Raw genomic sequence first — 19,338 nt, forward strand, 5'->3', positions numbered from 1 at the left:
GCCTTGCCTCCAGCCATTTCGCTTTACAGGTGGCGCGGGCGTGCCTATGTATCGCGCCATCAAATCAACCCATCGATAAACAGGTAAAGCGGCCTCTTCATGCGCGCGGAAACGCAGAACACGATCGACGAAATCAGGCAGGCGATAACCCTGCTGAGGAGGCATCTTTGACTGGGATCAGGCCCTGAAACGGCTTGAATACCTCAATGTTCTTGCCGAAGATTCCAGCCTCTGGAACGACCCCATCGAAGCGCAGAAGCTGATGCGTGAGCGCCAGTCCCTCGAAGAGGGAATCGGCGCGGTCAAAGGTTTGACGCAGGCTCTGGCAGACAATATCGGCCTCATCGAACTCGGTGAGGAAGAAGGTGACGAAAGCGTCGTTGCCGAGGCAGAAGACGCACTGCGCGCCATGCGCGGCGAGGTGAAGGCCAGGCAGGTCGAGACGTTGCTTTCCGGCGAAGCCGACGGCAACGACACCTATCTCGAAATCCACGCCGGCGCAGGTGGCACGGAGAGCCAGGACTGGGCTTCGATGCTGCTGCGCATGTATACCCGCTGGGCAGAACGCCGCCGTTTCAAGGTCGAGGTGCTGGAAGTCCATGACGGCGAAGAAGCGGGCATCAAGTCTGCTACCATCCTGATCAAGGGCCACAACGCCTATGGTTGGCTCAAGACCGAGTCCGGCGTGCATCGCCTCGTGCGCATCTCGCCATATGACAGCAATGCGCGCCGCCACACCTCGTTTGCCAGCGCCTGGGTCTATCCGGTCATCGACGATTCGATCCAGATCGACGTCTCGGAGTCCGACGTGCGCATCGACACCTACCGTTCCTCTGGTTCGGGCGGACAGCACGTCAACACCACCGATTCCGCCGTCCGCATCACCCATCTGGCGACCGGCATCGCTGTTGCCTGCCAGGCAGAGCGCTCGCAGCACAAGAACCGCGCCAAGGCATGGGAAATGCTGCGTTCGCGGCTCTATGAGGAGGAGTTGAAGAAGCGCGAGGCAGCCGCCAACGCCACCGAGGCTTCCAAGAGCGACATCGGCTGGGGTCACCAGATCCGTTCCTATGTCCTGCAGCCATATCAGTTGGTGAAGGACCTGCGCACCGGCGTCGAAAACACCAGCCCTTCGAGCGTGCTCGACGGCGATCTCGACGAGTTCATGGAGGCCTCGCTCTCGCAGCGCATCGAAGGCGGTGCCGGAGAAGCGGTCGCGGACCTCGACTAGCCGCTTCGGCTGCCCATAGTTGCCGGAACGGCTTTTCCCGTTCCGCATTTTGCCGCATTGTGTGCTACAACTCGGCCGGGAAGGGTGATACGGCGCGCTTTGCGCGCCGCAGTTTTACGAGGGACAAGCTTATGAAGATGAAGACTGTTATCGCCGTGATGATGGCCGGCGTGTTCGCTACCGCGTGCACCACCGATCCTTACACCGGTCAGCAGAAGGTTTCCAACACGGCGGCAGGCGCCGGCATCGGCGCTCTTGCGGGTGCTGCGCTTGGCACGTTGGCCGGTGGCAACGACCGGCGCAACGCCCTGATCGGCGCGGGCGTCGGCGCTCTCGCGGGCGGCCTCGTCGGAGCCAAGATGGACCAGAACGAAGCCGAGTTGCGCGCGCAGCTGCAGGGCACCGGCGTCAGCGTCACCCGCGTCGGCGATCAGATCATGCTCAACATGCCGTCCGACATCACCTTCAACGTCGATCAGGATGCCGTGAAGCCCGGCTTCTATCCGGTCCTGAACTCGGTCGCGCTGGTGCTGCGCAAGTACAACCAGACGCTTGTCGACGTGTATGGCCACACCGACTCCACCGGCAGCGACCAGCACAATTTCGACCTGTCGCAACGCCGCGCGCTGGCAGTGGCCAATTATCTGGCCGGGCAGGGCGTCGATCAGCGCCGCTTCGCCGTCACCGGCTTCGGCGAGACCCGTCCTGTCGCCTCGAATGGCACGGATGCGGGCCGCGCGCAGAACCGCCGCGTTGAAATCCAGTTGTCGCCGCTCACCTGATAGCGGTTCCGAAGCGGCCATCCGCTGCTTCGAGCGTTCAGACCAAAACGAAAAGGGCGGGAATTTCCCGCCCTTTTCGTTTGTCCTCGTGCAGAGCCGCGGTTACCGCAGCCGGCCGCTCGCATGCGCCAGCATGGTGTAGACCTTGCCGGTATCCGATGTGAGGTAGGTCTGCGTCATGATGTTGTCGCGGTCGTTGCGGGCAACATCCTTCAACAGCTTCTCGAAGTCGTCGCAGTAGCGGTCGACGGCAGCCCGGAACTCGGCTTCCGCCTGATACTTGCGGCGGATTTCATCGAAGGTCTGCTGCCCCTTCAGGGTGTAGAGCCGGCGCGTGAAGACATCGCGTTCGCCACGGCGGTAGCGGTTCCACAGCTCGATCGAGGCTTCGTGATCGATCGCGCGGGCAATATCGACCGACAGCGAGTTCAGCGATTCAACCACGTGCAGCGGAGAACGCTGTGCCGGAGCCGCGCGCTGGGCCTCGGCCGCAGCCGGCTTTTGAGCACCTTCTTCGCGTGATGCACCGGTCAACAGGTCGCGAACCCAACCGTTTGGCTGCGTGCGAGCGCCCGACTCCTTCTGGCGCGCGGTCGTATCGGCCTTTTCCGCTGTTTCGAGCGAACCACGCAGGGCAACATTGCCCAAGGGGCGTTGCTGTGCAGGCTCGGGCTGGGCCTGCCGGCGCGGCTGCGGCTCAGGTGCTTTCGGTGCCTGTGGCGCCGGTCGTGAGCCGCGAGGTTCGGACACGTCCACCGCACGGCCTGATTTCGCAACGATATCGGAAAGCTCCTTCAAGGCGTTGATCTGCTCGGAAACGGCGCGGCGGATCGCCGTGGTCGATTCCTTGGCTTCCTGCGGCATTTCCACGACGCCACGCTTCAGCTCGGCGCGGGTAAGATCAAGCTCGTTCTTGATGGAGCCTGCGGTGCGCCGCATCTCGTCGGTCGCGTCGGCGAAGCGCTTGGTTGCCGATTCGATGGCCTCGCCGATCGCCGAACGGATCTTGTCGGCGGATTCCATCGTCCTGCCTTCTGCGCCCTCCAGCGTCCGCGACACAAGCGTTTCGAACGACTGCATGACCTTTTCGAGGTCTTCCGACTTCTTGACCAGGCCAACGGCCAGGTCGTCGAGCGAAGTCTGCCGCTCCAGCGTGTGCTCGAGGTTGCTTTGCGCAGCGCTCAGCAGTTCCGATGCACTTGCCAGCAGGCGGCTGTGTTCGTCGAACTTGGTGGCGATGGAGGCCACTTCGCGCAGCGTGGCCGACGACAGTTCGGTCAGGCGGGCCGTGTTGGAATCGACCAATCGGGCCGAGCTGGCAAAAGTCTGTGCAGCCTTTTCCGTCGTGACGGCAAAGCTTTGCGTGCTGTTGGTCAAGCGTTCGTCGATCTGGCCAAGGTTGCCCGTAGCCTGCTCGACCAATGCGTTCAGCTGTGCGCTGGATGCCGTCATGCGACCGATAAGGTCGGTGACGCTGTCGGCCAGCGTCGAGCGGGCGCTGTCCACCGCCGACAATGTTTCGGCGGTGCGGCTGGCCAGTGCGTCGGCAAGGGCCGCGTTTTCGACGCGCAGCTTCTCCGAGGTGCGCTCGGCGGCTTCTTCCATGCTCTTTTGCAGTTCGGAGCCACCTTCGGCGAAACGTTCGACCAGGGGCCGCGCCGTCTCATCCAGTATCTTGGTGATCTCCGCCGAACGCGCGGCAAGCATCTCGTTAAGCTCGCGCGTGTTGGCGCCGATGGTCCTTGCCGCCTCGTTGGTGCTCTGGCCGATGTGCTGGCCGACCGCCGTAAAGGTCTCTGCGATGACATTGGCGCGCGAGACGAGCTGTCCCTCGGCCTGTGCGATATGCTCGCCAAGCTTTTGGCCCATCGTTTCGGCCGAATTCGCAAAGCGGCTTTCGGCGTCGGCAATCTGCTCGCCGATCCGGTTGGCAACGGAAGACGCGCTCGCGGTCAGGCGTTCGTCGGCGCCCGAAAGCACTTCCTCGATGCCGCGCGCGTGGGCCGCCAGTTCCTGGCCGGTCTGCGCCACCCGTTCGGCAACTTGCCGTTCGGTATTGGCAAAGGCCCCCACGATGCTGTCGGCATGCTGGCTGATGGCCGAAGCGGTATCGGAAATGCGCGACACCATGCGGTTGTCAGCATCTTCGAGCACGCGGCTGATCTCGGCTGCGCGGCTGGTCAAAGCCTCTGAACCCTCGGCAATGCGGGTCATGAGCTGCTGGTCGGCCGTGTCGAAGATGCGGCCAAGGTCTGCGGCGCGTGCCGCCAGCGCTTCGGCGGATTCGCTGATGCGGGTTCCCAGCCTGTCGTCGGCATCCTCGAAGTTGCGCAGGATGTCGCCGGCGCGGGCCGCAAGCGACTGCGCCGTCTCGATGGCGCGCTGGGCGAGACGCTGGTCGGCATCCTCGAAGCTGTCGACAATCTTGCCGGCGCGGGAGGCCAATTGCTCGGCGGTCTCTTCGGCACGCGCAAGCAGCATGTCGGAGGTGTCCTGCGCGCGCGCTGCCAGGCGTCCATCGGCCTCTTCAAAGGCGCGCGCCATGTCCTCGGCCCGTGCGAGCAGGGCGGCAGATGTCTGTTCTGCGCGCTCCACCATCCTGCGGTCGGCGTCGGAGAGGCTGGTGCTGGCCTGTTCGTGCAGCGCTGCCGTAACTTCCAGCACCTTGTCGCGCAGCGAGGAGGCAACGACGACCGCGCTCTTTTCGAGAGCGCCCCTGATGCCGTCCACACCGGCGGAAAGCGCGCGTTCCATCGTTCCGGCGCGTTCTTCGATAACGCCGGTCTGCCGGTTGAAGGCTTCCTCGATCTTCTCGATGTCGCCGGCAATGCCGTCGGAGATACGTGTGCTGCTGGCGGCGATCCGGTCTATGTGATCCGAAACGGCCTCGTCGATGTCGCGGCGGGCGTCGGCAAGCTTCGCCACCTGGCCGGCAACGGCATCGTCGATCTCGCCACGGCTCTCGGTCAGCTTGCCGAGATCGGCTTCCAGTGCCTGCGATAGCACGCCGCGATCCCGGGTCAGCCGCTCCATGTGTTCATGGATGAGCTGGTTGACGCTGGCGAGGTCGTTTTCCAACGCACGCGACAGTTCCGCCCGGTCGTCGGCCAGCCTTTGCGTCTGGCCTGCGATGGCATCCTTGACCGAAGACAGGTCGTTTTCCAGCGCGCGGCGGAGTATGTCGCGGCCTTCGGCAAGCTTCTCGACCTGACCGGCAACAAGGCCATCGATGCTGGAACGGCTTTCCGCCAGCTTGGCCAAATCGTCTTCCAGCGCCTTGGAAAGAGCGATGCGGTCTTCCGCCAGCCGCTCGGCGTGAGAGCCGACAAGGCTGTTCACGTTCCTCAGGTCGTCTTCCAAAGCGCTTGCAAACTGCTGGCGGTCGACGCCCAGTTGCTGTGATTGCTCGGAAATAACGCCCTTGATCGTGTTGAGGTCCTTTTCCAGTGCGCGCCGCAGCAGGTCGCGGCCCTCGGCCAGCTTCTCGACCTGACCGGCGACGAGGCCGTCGATGCTGGAACGGCTTTCCGCCAGCTTGGCAAGGTCCGCCTCAAGCGTCTGGGCAAGCAAGTTGCGGTCGTCGGCAAGCTTGCCGGAATGATCGCTGATGAGCTTGTTGATGTTGTTGAGGTCGGCGTCGAGCGCCTGCGAAAGCAGGGCGCGGCCTTGGGCGATCTTCTCGACCTGACTCGCCACCAGCCCATCGATGCTGGTGCGGGTATCGGCAAGCTTGGTGAGATCGGCATCGAGCGAGCGTGCCAATATCTTGCGGCCCTCGACCAGTTTGCCGACATGTCCGGCAACCATTTCATCAATAGTTGCACGGGCTTCCGCCAATCTGCCGGAGTCTTCGTTAAGCGCGTCGGCAAGCCTTCTGCGGCCGTCCTCCAGCCGTTCGAGGTGGCTGCCGAGCGAAGCGTCGATCGCTGCGCGCGATTCATTGACCTTGCGCAGATCTTCTTCCAACGCACGCGAAATCATGCCGCGGCCATCGGCCAGCTTCTGCATCTGGTTGGATACGGCAGCGTCGATCTCGGCGCGGCCTTCGGCGAAACGGGCAAGGTCTTCCTGCATTGCCGCCGCCATCTGGTCTCGGCCTTCGGCGAGTTTCATGCTGTGATGCTCGACAGCCTGTTCAATGCCTGAGCGGGCTTCGGCAAGCCGCTGAATATCGGCATCGAAAGCGCGCGACACGGAATGGCGCGCAGCCTCCATGCGTCCGGCGAAATCGCCGGCGCGGGCTTCGAGCATGGTCGAAGTGGAAGATATGATATCGGCCATGTCGGCGCCGATCTGGGTCTTGCCCTGATCGATGAGCGCAACCAGCGAATCCCTGCCGTCCGTGAACGCGCCGGCAATCTCGCGTGTGCGCTCGACCAGTGTCTCGTTGATCTGGCGGGCGCGCGCTTCCAGGGCGGCGTTGAGTTTCTGCGTGCCGGTGTCCAGTGCCTCGGCGCGGGTCTGGAACTCGCTGATCAACTCCTGGCCGCGTTCGGCAAGCGTGCGCTCGATCCCCGAAAGCGAGGCTTCAAACTCTGAACTCAGCGTGCGCGCAGCGCCGCCGAGCAGGGAAACCATGCCGGCCGTGCGGTCGTCCAGAAGTTCGGTCAGCGAGCGCGTCAGGCCGTCGGTGCTGTCGGTGAGCTTGGCAATGCGCGTGTCCAGCAGGCTGGCGAAGGCCTCGCCGGAGGTCGACAGCCGGTCAGTGATGGTATCAAGGCGCGTTTCCACCGTGTCGAAGATCGACAGCGAGCTTTCATTGATGCGGTCAATCAGTGAATCGCCGGATTCGGTAATCGTCATCGACATCTTGGTCGATGCGCCAAGTATGCTTTCGCGGATGAGATCGCCGGCAGAGCTGATTTCCTCGCGCAGCGTCTCGTGAGCACCGGTAATCGAGGCGCGGACGCGCTCGGCGTGGCTGACGACGGCTTCGCGCTCGGTGCCAAGCCCGTCGACCAGCGAGCGGATACGGGCTTCGTTCTCGGAATAGGAGCGCTCGATCTGGTTGACTTCGCTGTGCACCAGCGTTTCCAGTTCGACGGCGCGCGCCAGCGTGCGTTCGATGCCTTCGCCCATGGCGGCGACTTCGCGGCGCACGGCCTGGCCGATCATCATGACGCGGTCCTGCGCCATGTTTTCCGGTTCCGCGAGGCGGAAGGCCATTTCGGTCATCGATTGGGCGGCAAGACGCATATCCTGCGCGCGCCGGATCATGGCGGCGAATGCCCAGAACAGGATGACGGGCAGCACGGTTGCGACAAGCAGGCCGATCAACTGGGGCCGGGCGAGGAATTGCTCGACGGTGCGGATCTGCCAGATGCCCGAGCCGAACAGGATGTTCGCCAGCGCGGCAGCACCGGCCACCCAGGCCAGTGAAATGAAGGCGACGACCCAGTAGATTCCGTTGGAGGCCCGGCGGTTCAGGCTGTGCTGAAGCGACTTGTAGTCTTTCTGGCGGTCGTCATTGGCGGGTGCGAAACCATTCTGCTGGATTGTGGGGCGCGGCTCTACCGGGCGCAAATCGACGGGCTTTGCTGCCGGCATCTCTGCAACCGGGGCAGGTGCGGGAGCGGGAGCCGGCTTTGCCTTGGACTTTGCCGGCTCGGCCTTCTCGGGCTTGCTCGCCCGAGCCAATTCGTCGGCTGCCTCGGCAATCTGGGCTTCGAGATCTTCCATGGAAGCCGCAATATCGAGGTCGCCGGTTTCCACCGTGCTCAGATCGATATCGAGTGCCGCTTCGAGTTCCTTGGCAACTTCCTTGTCGAGGGACTTTGCCGTGGTGGTTTTCTTCGCCATGCCTTCGCTACCCTGTACTAGTTGCTGCGGAGCGACTTGTTTTTGGTTTTTCACGCCCTGCATACGAGGCTGAATACGGACCCCGCGTATCGTAATGACACAGGGGGGTAAAGAAAACATGCATTCGGCGCGATACGTAAAACTTTAAATATAAGGTTAACGCACGCGTGAGTTATGCGGCTCGTGGCGAATTTTTTTGAGGCAGCCTGTCGAGCGTCCGGAACGCGATATCAGTTGGATTTTGCCACGTTATGCCGCTATCCGTAAAGATGGTTAGAATGGCTTGGGATTGGACGGGCGATGAACAAAGGTAAACGGGCAGGGGCGTCCGGATCGGGCGAACAGGCCTGTGAACAACTTCAGGCAGCGCCGATCGACCTCGATCATCTTCACCGCCAGACGATGGGCGACAACGCGCTTGGCCGCGAAGTGCTTGCCATGTTCGTCGCGCAATCCCTGTCGGTTCGCGATCAACTTGCCGGAGCCGAACTCCGGCAACGCACCCTGCTGGCGCATGGGTTGAAGGGCGCGGCGCGCGGCGTGGGTGCTTTCGCCATCGCCGAGTGCGCCGATGCCATCGAGCGCAACCCTGGCGAAGCCGGCCATCTCGAACGTCTCGACAGCCTCGTCGAAGACGTGCGCGCCTTTGTCGCTGCGGCCGATCTTTGATTTCGGCAGCATCGGTTTCCGAAAAACGCCATGTTACGCCGGTTTCGCGCCACAGTTGACTTGTCGGGCGGAGTGATTATCTCGGCGGGGTTCTTCCCTCAGATGACAAAGTAAAAATGACCAAGCTGACTTTCATTGCCTTTGACGGCACCCGTTTCGATGTCGATGCCGAGAACGGCTCGACCGTCATGGAAAACGCGATCCGAAATGCGGTTCCGGGTATCGAGGCCGAGTGCGGCGGTGCCTGCGCCTGCGCCACCTGCCATGTCTATGTCGACGAAGCCTGGACCGGTGCGGTCGGCGAGCCGGAGGCGATGGAAGAGGACATGCTGGACTTTGCCTACGAAGTGAGGCCCACCTCGCGCCTGTCGTGCCAGATCAAGGTGCGCGACGAACTCGACGGCCTCGTCGTCAGCGTGCCCGAGCGCCAGGGCTGATCCTCTAAGGACTGAACCAATCACTCGCTGATCCTTTGACCGGCTGGCGCTTGGCAGCGGGCCGCCGGTAATGCACTCTTGCCCCGTCTTTGCAGATCGGGGGACCATGTTGTGGCCAGTCTCACCAAAACGGATGTCATCATCGTAGGGGCGGGGCCGGTCGGCCTGTTCGCCGTGTTCGAGCTTGGCCTGCTCGACCTGAAATGCCACCTGATCGACATTCTCGACAGGCCGGGCGGCCAATGCGCCGAGCTCTATCCGGAAAAGCCGATCTACGACATTCCGGGCTGGCCGAAGATCTCAGCCCAAGGCCTGGTCGACAAGCTCATGGAGCAGGCCGCGCCGTTCAAGCCGGACTTCACCTTCAATCGAATGGTTTCAAGCCTAGAAAGGCTGGAAGACGGTTCCTTCCGCCTGACCACCGACGAAGGCGAAGTGCTTGAGGCCAAGGTCGTCGTCATCGCCGCCGGCGGCGGCTCCTTCCAGCCGAAGCGCCCGCCCATTCCGGGCATCGAAGCCTATGAGGGCAAGAGCGTGTTTTACTCCGTGCGGCGGATGGAGGAGTTCCGCGGCCACGACCTCGTCATCGTCGGCGGCGGCGACTCGGCGCTGGACTGGACGCTCAACCTGCAGCCGATCGCCAATCGTGTCACTTTGGTACACCGCCGCGCCGAATTCCGCGCTTCGCCTGACAGCGTCAACAAGATGTACGCCATGCAGGAGATGAAGCATCTCGATTTCCGGGTCGGGCAGGTGACGGCGCTTGCAGGAAAGGACGGCCAACTCACCTCGGCGACCATCAAGGGCGCCGATGGCGACATCGAGGTGCCTTGCACCCGCATGCTGCCGTTCTTCGGGCTGACGATGAAGCTCGGCCCTATTGCCGAATGGGGCCTCAACCTTCATGAGAACCTGATCCCGGTCGATACGGAGAAGTTCGAGACCTCGGTTGCGGGCATTTTCGCCATCGGCGACATCAACACCTATCCGGGCAAGCTCAAGCTGATCCTGTCTGGCTTCCATGAAGCCGCCCTGATGGCGCAGGCCGCCAAGCGCATCGTCGCGCCCGGCGAGCGCATCATCTTCCAGTACACGACGTCCTCGACGAACCTGCAAAGGAAGCTCGGCGTCGTGGAATGAGCGTTACTCGGTAACGACAGGGGCGGCTTCGCGGTCGTAACCGCGCAATGGTTTTTCCGGCATCAGCGCCAGGACGGCCAATGCCGCCGTCAGCAGCGCCGCGGTTGCATAAAAGATGATCGCAAACGATGCGTCCGTCCCGCCATGCGCGACATGGACACCTTCGCCGGCGAGCGGCAGGCCATAGCCCAGCGCCACCGCTCCAAGGGCGGCGACACCGATCGCGCCGCCCAGCGAGCGCAGGAAGGTCAGCACGCCGGTTGCGACGCCCAGATGCGCACGGTCCACGGCGTTCTGCACCGATACGGTGGAAATCGGGAAGATCGTGCCGGTGCCGAAGCCGATGCATGCGGTAAGCAGCTCGACCACCAGCAGGGAAGCGCGGTCGGCCACGACCCCCATCGCGACGAGGCAGGCAATGGCGAACAGTATGCCGACCAGAGCGATGCGCTTGTAGTGCGCGAAGCGTGGCACCAGCCGTCCGCTGAGCGAAGCTCCCGCCACGGTGCCCATGAGCAGCCCCAGCATCGCCATGCCGGCGTCGCCAGGCGACAGGTCGAGCGCCGATTGCAGATAGACCGGCAGGTAGATTGCGAGGCCGATACTGCCCGCCTGAAGCAGGAACATCGCGGTCGTCGCCGTCAACACGATCCTGTTGCTCAAGACCTCCAGCGAAATCAGCGGTTCGCCGGCCTTGTAGAGCCGCAGCGCAAACAGGCCCCAGACCGCCGCCGAGCCGGCAACAAGCCCCGCGATTTGCGGCGAGGCCCATGCGTAGTGGCTGCCGCCCCAATTCATCGCCAGCAACAGCAGCGATGTCGCGATGATGAGAAGCAGCGCGCCCCAGCCGTCGATGCTGTGACGCCTGGCTGCAACCGGCAGCTTCTTCAGCGGATTGTTGATGATCGCCATCGCTATCAGGCCGAGCGGGATGTTGATCCAGAAGATCAGCGACCAGTGCAGGTGTTCGGCGAAGGTGCCGCCAAGCAGCGGCCCCGCTATGCTGGCCACCGCCCAGGTGCCGGAAATCCAGGCGGAATAGCGTGCCCGTTCCAGCGGCGGCACGAGGTCGCCGATGACGGTCTGCGTCAACGCAAACAGGCCGCCGCCGCCAAGCCCCTGCACCGCGCGGCCCGCAACAAGCACCAGCATGTTCGGCGCCATCGCGCTGATCACAGAACCCGCGATGAAGATCAGCACGGCCGCGAAAATGGTCGGACGGCGGCCGTACACGTCGGAAATCTTGCCGTAGAGCGGCGAAACGGCGGTGGCGGTCAAGAGATAGCCGGTCACGATCCACGGCAGGTACTCGGCATTGCCGAGTGCCGCCGCCATCGTCGGCATTGCCGGTGCGACGATCGTCTGGTCAAGTGCCGCCAAAAGCATCGACAAAAGCACGCCGGCAATGATGACGTTCTTTTCGCGCTCGCTAAGAGGCGCTTGATGAAACACGTTTTGACCGCTTGGCTTATCCATAGACCCACTCAATTCGATTTCCGCCGGGCCGATGACCGGCGCGACGTATTCCAAGCTGAAAACAGCTTAATCCGGCCAAAGGCCGTGGTTGAGTTGGCTGTGGACCACGCCTTCAGGCGGGCTTCGGATCCTTCAAGACAGGATTGCCGGACTACCAACCGGCTCGCGTTTCTCGAAACAGCGGCGCGTGGATAGCAAACGGCGCATGAGGTGTCGAGCCGTGCTCGGCCGCTGCCTGGGTTCCGTCGCTAGTTTTTCGCCTGCGATTGTTCGATGCGGTAGCGCAGCAATCGCAGGATGCGGCTTTCGAAATTGATGGTCTCGACCCGGTCGAACTGGGCTTGCGCCCTGTCATGTGCGGCAAGCGTTGCCTCGGTCACGCGCTTGGCCTTGGCCTGCGCAATTTCGCAGCTCTTTTGCCGACCCACGGCCTTCAGCTTTGCCTCAAGCTCGCGTGCATGAGCCTTGGCGATGTCGACATGCTGTTCCTCGTGCCGCTTTATGTCGGCAAAGAGCGTGTTCCAGAACAGGCGAACATCCGGTTCGGCCTTCCTGCGTGGCCGCCATTTCGGCAGGATCACCTCGACCTTCACCGTCGTCGTTGCCGATGCGATCCGGCAGTGGGAACCGTCCTGCGCGTAGCCTATCTTGGTGGTGAAGGCCATGCGCGTTGCGCCCGGATGCCGGTTGCCGGTGCTGTTCACATGAGGCCCGCGCCTCGCCAGCTCATCCTCGATCTGGTCGTAGGTCGTGCCACGAACCGTGAAATAGCTGTAGCTCTTGGCAACTGTCGCCGCGCTGGCTGGACATGCCCCCAGTGCAAGAAGTATAAATGAGAGGAAAGTTTTTTTCACGGCATTCTCTCTACATCCACTTGCTTTACGGGCCCATAAAGCGCATCGGAAATCAATTTCGCCTGATATCGGTTGAACGACAACGATGATGAGACGATGGCAGTTGGCGCATGGGCGCCACCTTGATCTCGGCGCCAGGGCTGTCGTGATGGGCATTCTCAATGTCACGCCGAACAGCTTTTCCGACGGCGGCCGGTTCGATACGACGGACAGCGCCATCCGGCAAGCCCATCGCATGGTCGAGGAAGGTGCGGCCATCATCGATGTCGGTGGCGAGTCGACCGGCCCGAAATCCGCGCCCATCAGTGCCGCGGAAGAGCAGGCGCGTGCCTTGCCTGTCATCAAGGCGTTGGCTGGGTGGGGTAAGACGCTCATCTCCGTCGACACCTACCGCGAGGAAACCGCGCGGCTGGCGGTTGCTGCCGGGGCTCATATCGTCAACGATGTCTGGGGCCTGCAACGCGAACCGGGCATAGCGCGGGTTGCAGCCGAAACCGGGGCAGGGCTCATCATCATGCACACCGGGCGTGAGCGCCAGAAACTGGACGATCCGATTGATGACCAGTTCCTTTTCCTCGGAAAATCGCTGGAAATTGCCCGTCAGGCAGGTATTGGCGAGAACCATATCGTGCTCGATCCCGGATTCGGATTTGCCAAGGAAACGACGGAAGCCAATGTGGATGTCATGGTTCGTTTCGAGGAGCTGCACGCGCTGGGCTTTCCGCTGATGGCGGGCACGTCGCGCAAGCGCTTCATCGGCTCCATTACCGGCCGTGGAGCTCCGGACAGGGCTGCCGGAACGGCGGCCACAAGTGTCATCTTGCGGCTGAAGGGGGCGCAGCTTTTTCGCGTCCACGATGTCGCAATCAATGTGGATGCGCTGGCTGTAGCCGATGCTATGCTGGCGCGAGATTCAGAAATGGCTGGGCACTGAAATGTATGTCATCCGCATGAAAAATTGTGCCTTTTTTGCCCGGCACGGCGTTCTGGACGAAGAGGAAGCGCTTGGACAGCGTTTCTATGTCGATGCCACTTTGGACGTCGATCCGAACCAGCCGCTTGAAGCAGACTCCATCCATGCGACGGTGGACTACGGTGTCGCATTTCAGTTGATCGAGGAAATCATCACCGGCGACCGTCGCTTCCTCATCGAGACATTGGCGCTGGATGTCGGCAAGGCGCTCGTGGCGCGCTTTCCGCAGATCAAGCGGGCCGAAATCACCATCCGCAAGCCCAACGCCCCGGTGCGCGGCGTGCTCGATCACGTCGAGGTGAGCGTTGTCTGGCCGCAGTAACCGGGTTTTCCTCAGCCTCGGCGGCAATCTGGGCGACCCCCGCAAGTCCATGGCTTCGGCGCTTCGGCTTCTGGCCGACGATGCCAGCGTGGATGTCGTGGCGGTGTCGTCGCTTTACCGCACGCCGCCCTGGGGCAAGCTCGACCAGCCGGATTTCCTCAACGCGGCTGCCGAATTGTCCACCTCGCTGTCGCCGCACGATCTGCTGGACCTGTGTCTTGGAACCGAAAAAAAGCTGAAGCGCGTGCGCGAGGAGCGCTGGGGGCCGAGGCTGATCGACATCGACATCCTCGTGTTCGGTGACCGGGTCATCCAGGAAACCGGTCTCGAAGTGCCGCACCCGCGTATGCTGGAACGCGCTTTCGTGCTGGCTCCGCTGGACGAGATCGCACCGAATTTGTCGGTCGATGGCAAATCGGTGTCGGAACGGCTTGCCACGGTCGATACGGCCGGCATCGAGCGGTTGCCGTCCGGCCGTGATTGGTGGCGTTCCTGAACTCAGCCGGCGAAGCCGCCGCCGTCCAGAAATGCTTTCTCGTCCCTGGTCGTCTGGCGTCCCAGTTGCGGATTGCGATGAGGAAACCTTCCAAAACGCTCAATGATCTCAAGATGATCGACGGCGTATTTGAGGTACGATTGGGCGTTTGCCTTGTGCAATTCGACCGACCTTTTCTGGTCTTCCAGCTTCTCCGAGTGCTCCAGCGGCAGGTAGAAAAACACCCGGATTGCCTCATCTACCGCCATGTCGTGACCTAGCTCGATGGCCTTGGTGGCATAGTAGCGGGCGAGCGGATCGGTCGCGAACATGTGGCCGGTGCCGCGAAAGCAGTTGCGGGGAAACTGATCGAGCAGGATTATCAGCGCCAGCGCGCCTTCGACGGTATCGGCCCATCCGTCCAGTTCGCGCCGCGCCGCCGCAAAATGCAGGTCGAGGAATTCATTCCTGAATTTCGTGTCGAAACCGGCGTCCTTGGTGAACCAGGCTTCAGGTCCGGCATCGCGCCAGAATTTGGTAACGGATAGCGCGCGTCGATCGGTCTGGCTCATGTCATCTCCTGGGTCGTGAATTCAGTTGGCCGAGGCCTGTTTGCCGAGCACGCCGGCGGTTTCCTCGTTCAGCGCCTGGCCGGCACGGCGCGGCTGCGTCACCGGTGCCGGGACCGGCGTTGCGATGTTGCCCTTCATGAAGTTGCGGCCGTCGCGGATATCGCCGGTGATCTGCATTTCCAGCCGGGCGGCGTCGCGCTGGCGTACATCCTCGATAACGTCGGCAACGTCCTGCGGGTCGGTGCCCAGCGCTTCCAGCGTCGAGCCGCCAAAGGCGAGCGCGGATTCGAACGTCTCGCGCATCTGGTAATCGACGCCGGCATGGATCAGTTGCAGGGCCGTGCCCCGGTCAAAGGCGCGCGCCATCACCGTCACCAACGGAAACTCCGCCTTGACCAGTTCTGCAATGCGGATCGCGGTTTCGGCCTTGTCGACGCAGATTAGCACGGCGCGCGCGTGGCCGAGGCCCGCGGCATGCAGGATATCGAGCCTCGTGCCGTCGCCGTAGTAGACCTTGAAGCCGAAATCGGCCGCCGCCTGGATCATCTCGACATCGTTGTCGATGATCGACACGTCCACGCCACGCAAAAGCAGCGGCTGGCTGGCGATCTGGCCGAACCGGCCGAAGCCGATGATCAGCACCGAGCCCGTCAGCCCATCTGCCATATCGACCCCTTCGAGCGATTGCTCGTCGCGCGGCGTCAGGTATCTCAGGCCGATAATGGCGAGTGGCGTCAGTACCATCGAGATGATGATGATGGCGGTGAGGACGGCATTGGCTTCCGCGTCGATGATGCCGACGGCGGCAGCGGACGAATAGAGCACGAAGGCAAACTCGCCGCCCTGCGCCATCACCACAGCGCGTTCCAGCGCTTCCTTGTGGCCTGTCTTCAGGAAGCGTGCGACCGCGTAGATGCCGACCGCCTTTGCCGCCATGTAGGCGACGACATAGACCGCAACCAGTTGCCAGTTCGCCGCGACGACGCGCAGGTCGAGCGCCATGCCGACGGCAAGGAAGAACAGGCCGAGCAGCACGCCGCGGAACGGCTCGATGTCGGCTTCGAGCTGGTGGCGAAAGGTCGATTCCGACAACAGCACGCCTGCGAGGAACGCGCCCATCGCCATCGACAGCCCGCTCGACTGCATCACAAGCGCCGACCCGAGCACCACCAGAAGGGCTGCTGCCGTCATGACCTCGCGGGCGCGGGCATCGGCAAGGATGCGGAAGAACGGGTTGAGCAGATAGCGCCCGGCAAGGATCAGCGCCACGATTGCGCCGACGCCGATGGCGATTTCGCTCAGCCGTTCGGTCAGCGTCGTTTCGGCTCCGCCCGGTGCGAGAAATGCCACCAGCGCCAGCAAGGGAACGATGGCCAGGTCCTCCAGAAGCAGGATCGAGACCATGCGCTGGCCCTTGGGAACGCCGATTTCGCCGCGTTCCTCCAATAATTGCATGACGATGGCGGTCGAGGTCAGCACGAAGCCTGCGCCGGCGACGAACGACTGCGCCACCGAAAAGCTGCCCAAGAGCCCGACACCGGTCAGCAAGACGGCGCAGAAGCCTACTTGCAGCGCACCCAGCCCGAAAATCTCGCGCCGCATTCCCCATAATCGTGACGGCTGCATTTCCAGCCCGATGATGAACAAAAACATCACCACGCCAAGCTCGGCGATGTGCAGGATTGCTTCGGATTCGGAAAAAACGCCAAGCCCGAACGGGCCGATGACGAGGCCGGCGGTCAGGTAGCCGAGGATCGAGCCAAGGCCGATCCGCTTGAAGATCGGAACGGCGACGACGCCGGCGCCCAGAAGCGCCACTACATAGAACAGGTCATTGGCGGATGCTTCTGCTGCCATGGGCGGTTTCGTGTCCGGTTAGAGCTTGCGCGCATCGAGAAAGGTGACGGATCAGCCAAGATAGGGGCTCGCATCGCCGTCGAACAGCCCAAAATCCGACGCCTTTTTGCATGGGTCTGCGAGGCTAGGCGCCGGTCCCTGGCTTGTCGCTCGCGTTCTTGCTGGCAAATGACGTCAGCGCCGACAGGAAATCGCCCATGCCGGGGCGCTTTAGCGCGCTGAACGGCAAGGGGCGGGCGGTTTCCATCGCGGCAATGCCGATGCGTGCCGTCATCATGCCGTTGACCACGCCTTCGCCCAGCTTGGCGGAAAGCCTTGCGGCAAGCCCGTGCCCGACGATCTGCTGGACGAAGCTGTCGCCGACGGCGATCGAGCCGGTAATGGCAAGGTGGGCCAGCACGCTACGGGCAAGCCTGAAGAAGCCCAGCGTTCCCGGCCTGCCGCCGTAAAGTTCGGACAGCCGCCGGATCAATCGGCCCGCCTCGAACACCACATAGGCGATATCGACCAGCGCGCGCGGGCTCACCGCCGTCACCAGCGAGACGCGCTTGGCCGCGTCGAGGATCATCACCTTGGCGCGGGCGTCGAGCGGTCCGAGAATTTCCGCTTCCGCCAGCCGCACCAGATTGCCGCCGTCAATGATGTCGCCGCTCAGATCTGTCAATGCGCGCCTGCCTGCCGCCGTTTCCGGCTTGGCGGCGACGAAAGCCGACAGTTCCTCGACAACGGCGCGTGCGGCTTTCGGATCGTCGCGGGCGATGGCGTCAAGCGCGCGGCTTTGCAGCTTTTCGACTTCCGCAAGGCGGCTGATGGCCAGAAATTCGCGGCCCAAAATGACCAGCAAGGCGAGTACGCCGACCGCCGCCGCACCTGCCGCCAGCCAGCCCAGCCAGGGTGTGCGCTCGAACAGGTCGCGGATCAGCTGGTCCACCCACAGCCCGACCGCCAGCGAAACCAGAATGCCGAGCGCGCCGAACAGGATGCGGCCGAGCAGCGAGCGCTTGCGTGGAGCCGCCGCAGGCGGCGGTTCAGCCGCAACAAGGTCGGGTTCGCCGAAGACGTCGATCTGCGCCGGCACGGCGACGGCGAGTTCCACGCTGGCGGCACGCGGTTTGCGCCGCTCCGGCTTTGCTCCGGTCGCGGCATGCGCCTTGGCGGGCGCGGCGCGCATCTCTTCATCCGCATCAATGGGGAAGGCCGATGGCCTGCGGGGCGCGTTCATGCCAGATGGTCTCCGATCAGGAACTGCAAGGCGCGGTCCAGCCTTATATGCGGCAGCGACAGTGTAACGCCTTCGGCGGTCTGCTCCAGCTTGGGCGGACGGAACCTGACGAACCGGATTGCCGGATCGGCATCGTCCTGTCTGTGGCCGTCGCCCGCCTCAAACACGGATCCAGGTCTTTCCGGCAAGTCACCGGGAAATATGGCCGTTTCGGTTTTACCGTCGAATGTCTGGTCACCGATTGTTTCGCCGGTTAGCGGCGTGCCGAGGATCACCGGCAGGGTTTCGCGCCCTTGCTTGACGGTGCCTTCGCGGGTGGCGCGCACTGCCGCCATCGCCACCACGTCCACGTCCGCGCCGGTGAACTTCGCCCGTGCGATGGCGCGTTCGGTGAGACGCCGCACGATAGCCTGCAGGCGGTCATGGCTCTCGTGATGCAGGTGATCGGCCTTGGTCGCGGCTATGAGGATGCGGTCGATGCGCCGCGACACCAGGTCGGTGAGGAAATTGCCGCGGCCGGGGCGAAAGCAGGCAAGGATTTCCGTCACGGCCCGCTCGAGATCCAGCATCGCGCCGGGGCCGGCGTTCAGCGCCTGCATCGCGTCGATCAGCACGATCTGGCGGTCGAGCCTTGCAATATGTTCGCGGAAGAATGGCTTGATGACATGGGTCTTGTAAGCCTCGTAGCGCCTTTCCATCATCGCGTGCAGGGAGCCTGCGCGCGGGCGTTTGCCGGATACGTCCGGCAGCGGCGCAAATGTCAGGGCCGGCGAGCCCTCCAGGTCGCCCGGCATCAGGAAACGGCCGGGCGGCAGCGTGGAAAGCGCGCGCTCGTCCAGCTTGCAGGCTTTCAGATAGGCGGCGAAAGCCTCCGCCAGCCGCCTCGCTGCCGGGTCATCCGCATCGGCTTGCGCATTTGTGCTGTCGCTGAGCGCGCGCCATTCGGCGGAAAGCTCCTGCCGCACAGGCAGCAGCGTCATCTCGAAGGCTTCCTTGGAGAAATCGGCGAAGGACTTGCCGAGCAAGGGCAGGTCCAGCAGCCATTCACCGGGGTAGTCGACGATATCGACCGACAGCTTTCCGGCCGAGAAAAGCCGGTTCCAGCCGGAAGCCGATTCATATTCGATGGTCAGCCGCAGCTCGGAAATCGCCCGCGTCGAATCCGGCCATACGCGCTCGTTCACCAGCGCCGCGATATGGTCCTCGTACTGGAACCGTGGAACGGCGTCGTCGGGCTGCTCCTCGAGGTAGGCGCGGGCGATGCGGCCCGATTTCTGCGCCTCGAACAGGGGCAGGCGTCCGCCATGCAGCAGGTTGTGGACGAATGCCGAGATGAAAACGGTCTTTCCGGCCCGCGAAAGCCCTGTCACGCCCAGCCGCACCGATGGTGAGAAAAGCCCCGTGGCGCGGCCCGACAAGGTGTCGAGCGCAATGCGTGCTTCGTCGGTGAATGTGGTCAGCGATGAGGCCAATCGAATATCCTGCGAGGTACCGGCAACCCGATATAGGCGTTGCCGCAGCGTATTTTA

15 protein-coding genes are annotated in these 19,338 nt (G+C 63.1%); 8 read left to right on the forward strand and 7 right to left on the reverse strand.

Annotation, left to right across the window (positions count from 1 at the left end; all coding sequences use genetic code 11):
• The first annotated feature begins 99 nt into the window (after positions 1-99).
• Both prfB and ASD50_RS08385 read left to right on the forward strand, forming a co-directional pair.
• Positions 100-1,231, forward strand: a protein-coding gene (gene prfB, locus ASD50_RS08380; protein WP_156464978.1) for a peptide chain release factor 2 whose coding sequence is annotated in 2 segments (ribosomal slippage) — positions 100-165 and positions 167-1,231 — 1,131 coding nt in all. Because the reading frame shifts where the segments join, the coding sequence is not laid out codon by codon here.
• 131 nt (positions 1,232-1,362) lie between these two features.
• A complete protein-coding gene (locus ASD50_RS08385; protein WP_056238897.1) occupies positions 1,363-2,013 on the forward strand; it encodes an OmpA family protein in 651 nt (216 codons plus the stop codon).
• A 102-nt stretch (positions 2,014-2,115) separates the two neighbouring features.
• Here ASD50_RS08385 and ASD50_RS08390 read toward each other — a convergent pair whose 3' ends face one another.
• Positions 2,116-7,812: a kinesin gene (locus ASD50_RS08390; protein WP_056238902.1), complete on the reverse strand. Its 5,697-nt coding sequence runs from the start codon at positions 7,810-7,812 to the stop codon at positions 2,116-2,118.
• 300 nt (positions 7,813-8,112) lie between these two features.
• Here ASD50_RS08390 and ASD50_RS22370 point away from each other — a divergent pair, with 300 nt between their 5' ends.
• The 3 genes from ASD50_RS22370 (at position 8,113) to ASD50_RS08405 (ending at position 10,058) form a co-directional block, all read left to right on the forward strand.
• Positions 8,113-8,481: an Hpt domain-containing protein gene (locus ASD50_RS22370; RefSeq protein ID WP_082549544.1), complete on the forward strand. Its 369-nt coding sequence runs from the start codon at positions 8,113-8,115 to the stop codon at positions 8,479-8,481.
• 116 nt (positions 8,482-8,597) lie between these two features.
• Complete coding sequence (locus ASD50_RS08400; protein WP_056238908.1) at positions 8,598-8,918, forward strand: 2Fe-2S iron-sulfur cluster-binding protein; 321 nt, start codon at positions 8,598-8,600, stop codon at positions 8,916-8,918.
• 111 nt (positions 8,919-9,029) lie between these two features.
• A complete protein-coding gene (locus ASD50_RS08405; RefSeq protein WP_056238910.1) occupies positions 9,030-10,058 on the forward strand; it encodes an NAD(P)/FAD-dependent oxidoreductase in 1,029 nt (342 codons plus the stop codon).
• Positions 10,059-10,061: 3 nt separating this feature from the next.
• Here ASD50_RS08405 and ASD50_RS08410 read toward each other — a convergent pair whose 3' ends face one another.
• Together ASD50_RS08410 and ASD50_RS08415 are read right to left on the reverse strand one after the other, a co-directional pair.
• The gene (locus tag ASD50_RS08410; protein ID WP_056238993.1) at positions 10,062-11,534 is read right to left on the reverse strand and encodes an MDR family MFS transporter; all 1,473 of its coding nucleotides are present in this window, start codon (positions 11,532-11,534) and stop codon (positions 10,062-10,064) included.
• A 248-nt stretch (positions 11,535-11,782) separates the two neighbouring features.
• A complete protein-coding gene (locus ASD50_RS08415; protein WP_056238912.1) occupies positions 11,783-12,388 on the reverse strand; it encodes a DUF922 domain-containing Zn-dependent protease in 606 nt (201 codons plus the stop codon).
• Positions 12,389-12,473: 85 nt separating this feature from the next.
• On the opposite strand from ASD50_RS08415, the gene folP reads away from it, so the two are divergent.
• From folP to folK, 3 genes are read left to right on the forward strand one after another with little or no spacing between them, the layout of a single operon-like run.
• Positions 12,474-13,322, forward strand: coding sequence for a dihydropteroate synthase (folP, locus tag ASD50_RS08420; RefSeq protein ID WP_056238916.1), 849 nt, complete (start codon positions 12,474-12,476; stop codon positions 13,320-13,322).
• A 1-nt stretch (position 13,323) separates the two neighbouring features.
• On the forward strand, positions 13,324-13,683 hold the full coding sequence (folB, locus tag ASD50_RS08425) for a dihydroneopterin aldolase (RefSeq protein WP_056238919.1): 360 nt from the start codon (positions 13,324-13,326) through the stop codon (positions 13,681-13,683).
• Positions 13,667-14,179: a 2-amino-4-hydroxy-6-hydroxymethyldihydropteridine diphosphokinase gene (gene folK / locus ASD50_RS08430; protein WP_056238921.1), complete on the forward strand. Its 513-nt coding sequence runs from the start codon at positions 13,667-13,669 to the stop codon at positions 14,177-14,179. The genes folB and folK overlap by 17 nt, the downstream gene beginning before the upstream one ends.
• 2 nt (positions 14,180-14,181) lie before the next feature.
• On the opposite strand, the gene ASD50_RS08435 is transcribed toward folK, so the two are convergent.
• From ASD50_RS08435 to ASD50_RS08450, 4 genes are all read right to left on the reverse strand, one after another.
• On the reverse strand, positions 14,182-14,730 hold the full coding sequence (locus tag ASD50_RS08435; protein WP_056238924.1) for a DUF924 family protein: 549 nt from the start codon (positions 14,728-14,730) through the stop codon (positions 14,182-14,184).
• 21 nt (positions 14,731-14,751) lie between these two features.
• Positions 14,752-16,587, reverse strand: a complete 1,836-nt coding sequence (locus tag ASD50_RS08440; protein ID WP_056238930.1) for a monovalent cation:proton antiporter-2 (CPA2) family protein — start codon at positions 16,585-16,587, stop codon at positions 14,752-14,754.
• 124 nt (positions 16,588-16,711) lie between these two features.
• Positions 16,712-17,809: a YcjF family protein gene (locus ASD50_RS08445; protein WP_056238933.1), complete on the reverse strand. Its 1,098-nt coding sequence runs from the start codon at positions 17,807-17,809 to the stop codon at positions 16,712-16,714.
• Positions 17,806-19,281: a YcjX family protein gene (locus ASD50_RS08450; RefSeq protein ID WP_056238937.1), complete on the reverse strand. Its 1,476-nt coding sequence runs from the start codon at positions 19,279-19,281 to the stop codon at positions 17,806-17,808. The genes ASD50_RS08445 and ASD50_RS08450 overlap by 4 nt, the downstream gene beginning before the upstream one ends.
• Positions 19,282-19,338: the final 57 nt, after the last annotated feature.

Source organism: Mesorhizobium sp. Root552, assembly GCF_001427285.1.
Lineage (GTDB): Bacteria > Pseudomonadota > Alphaproteobacteria > Rhizobiales > Rhizobiaceae > Mesorhizobium.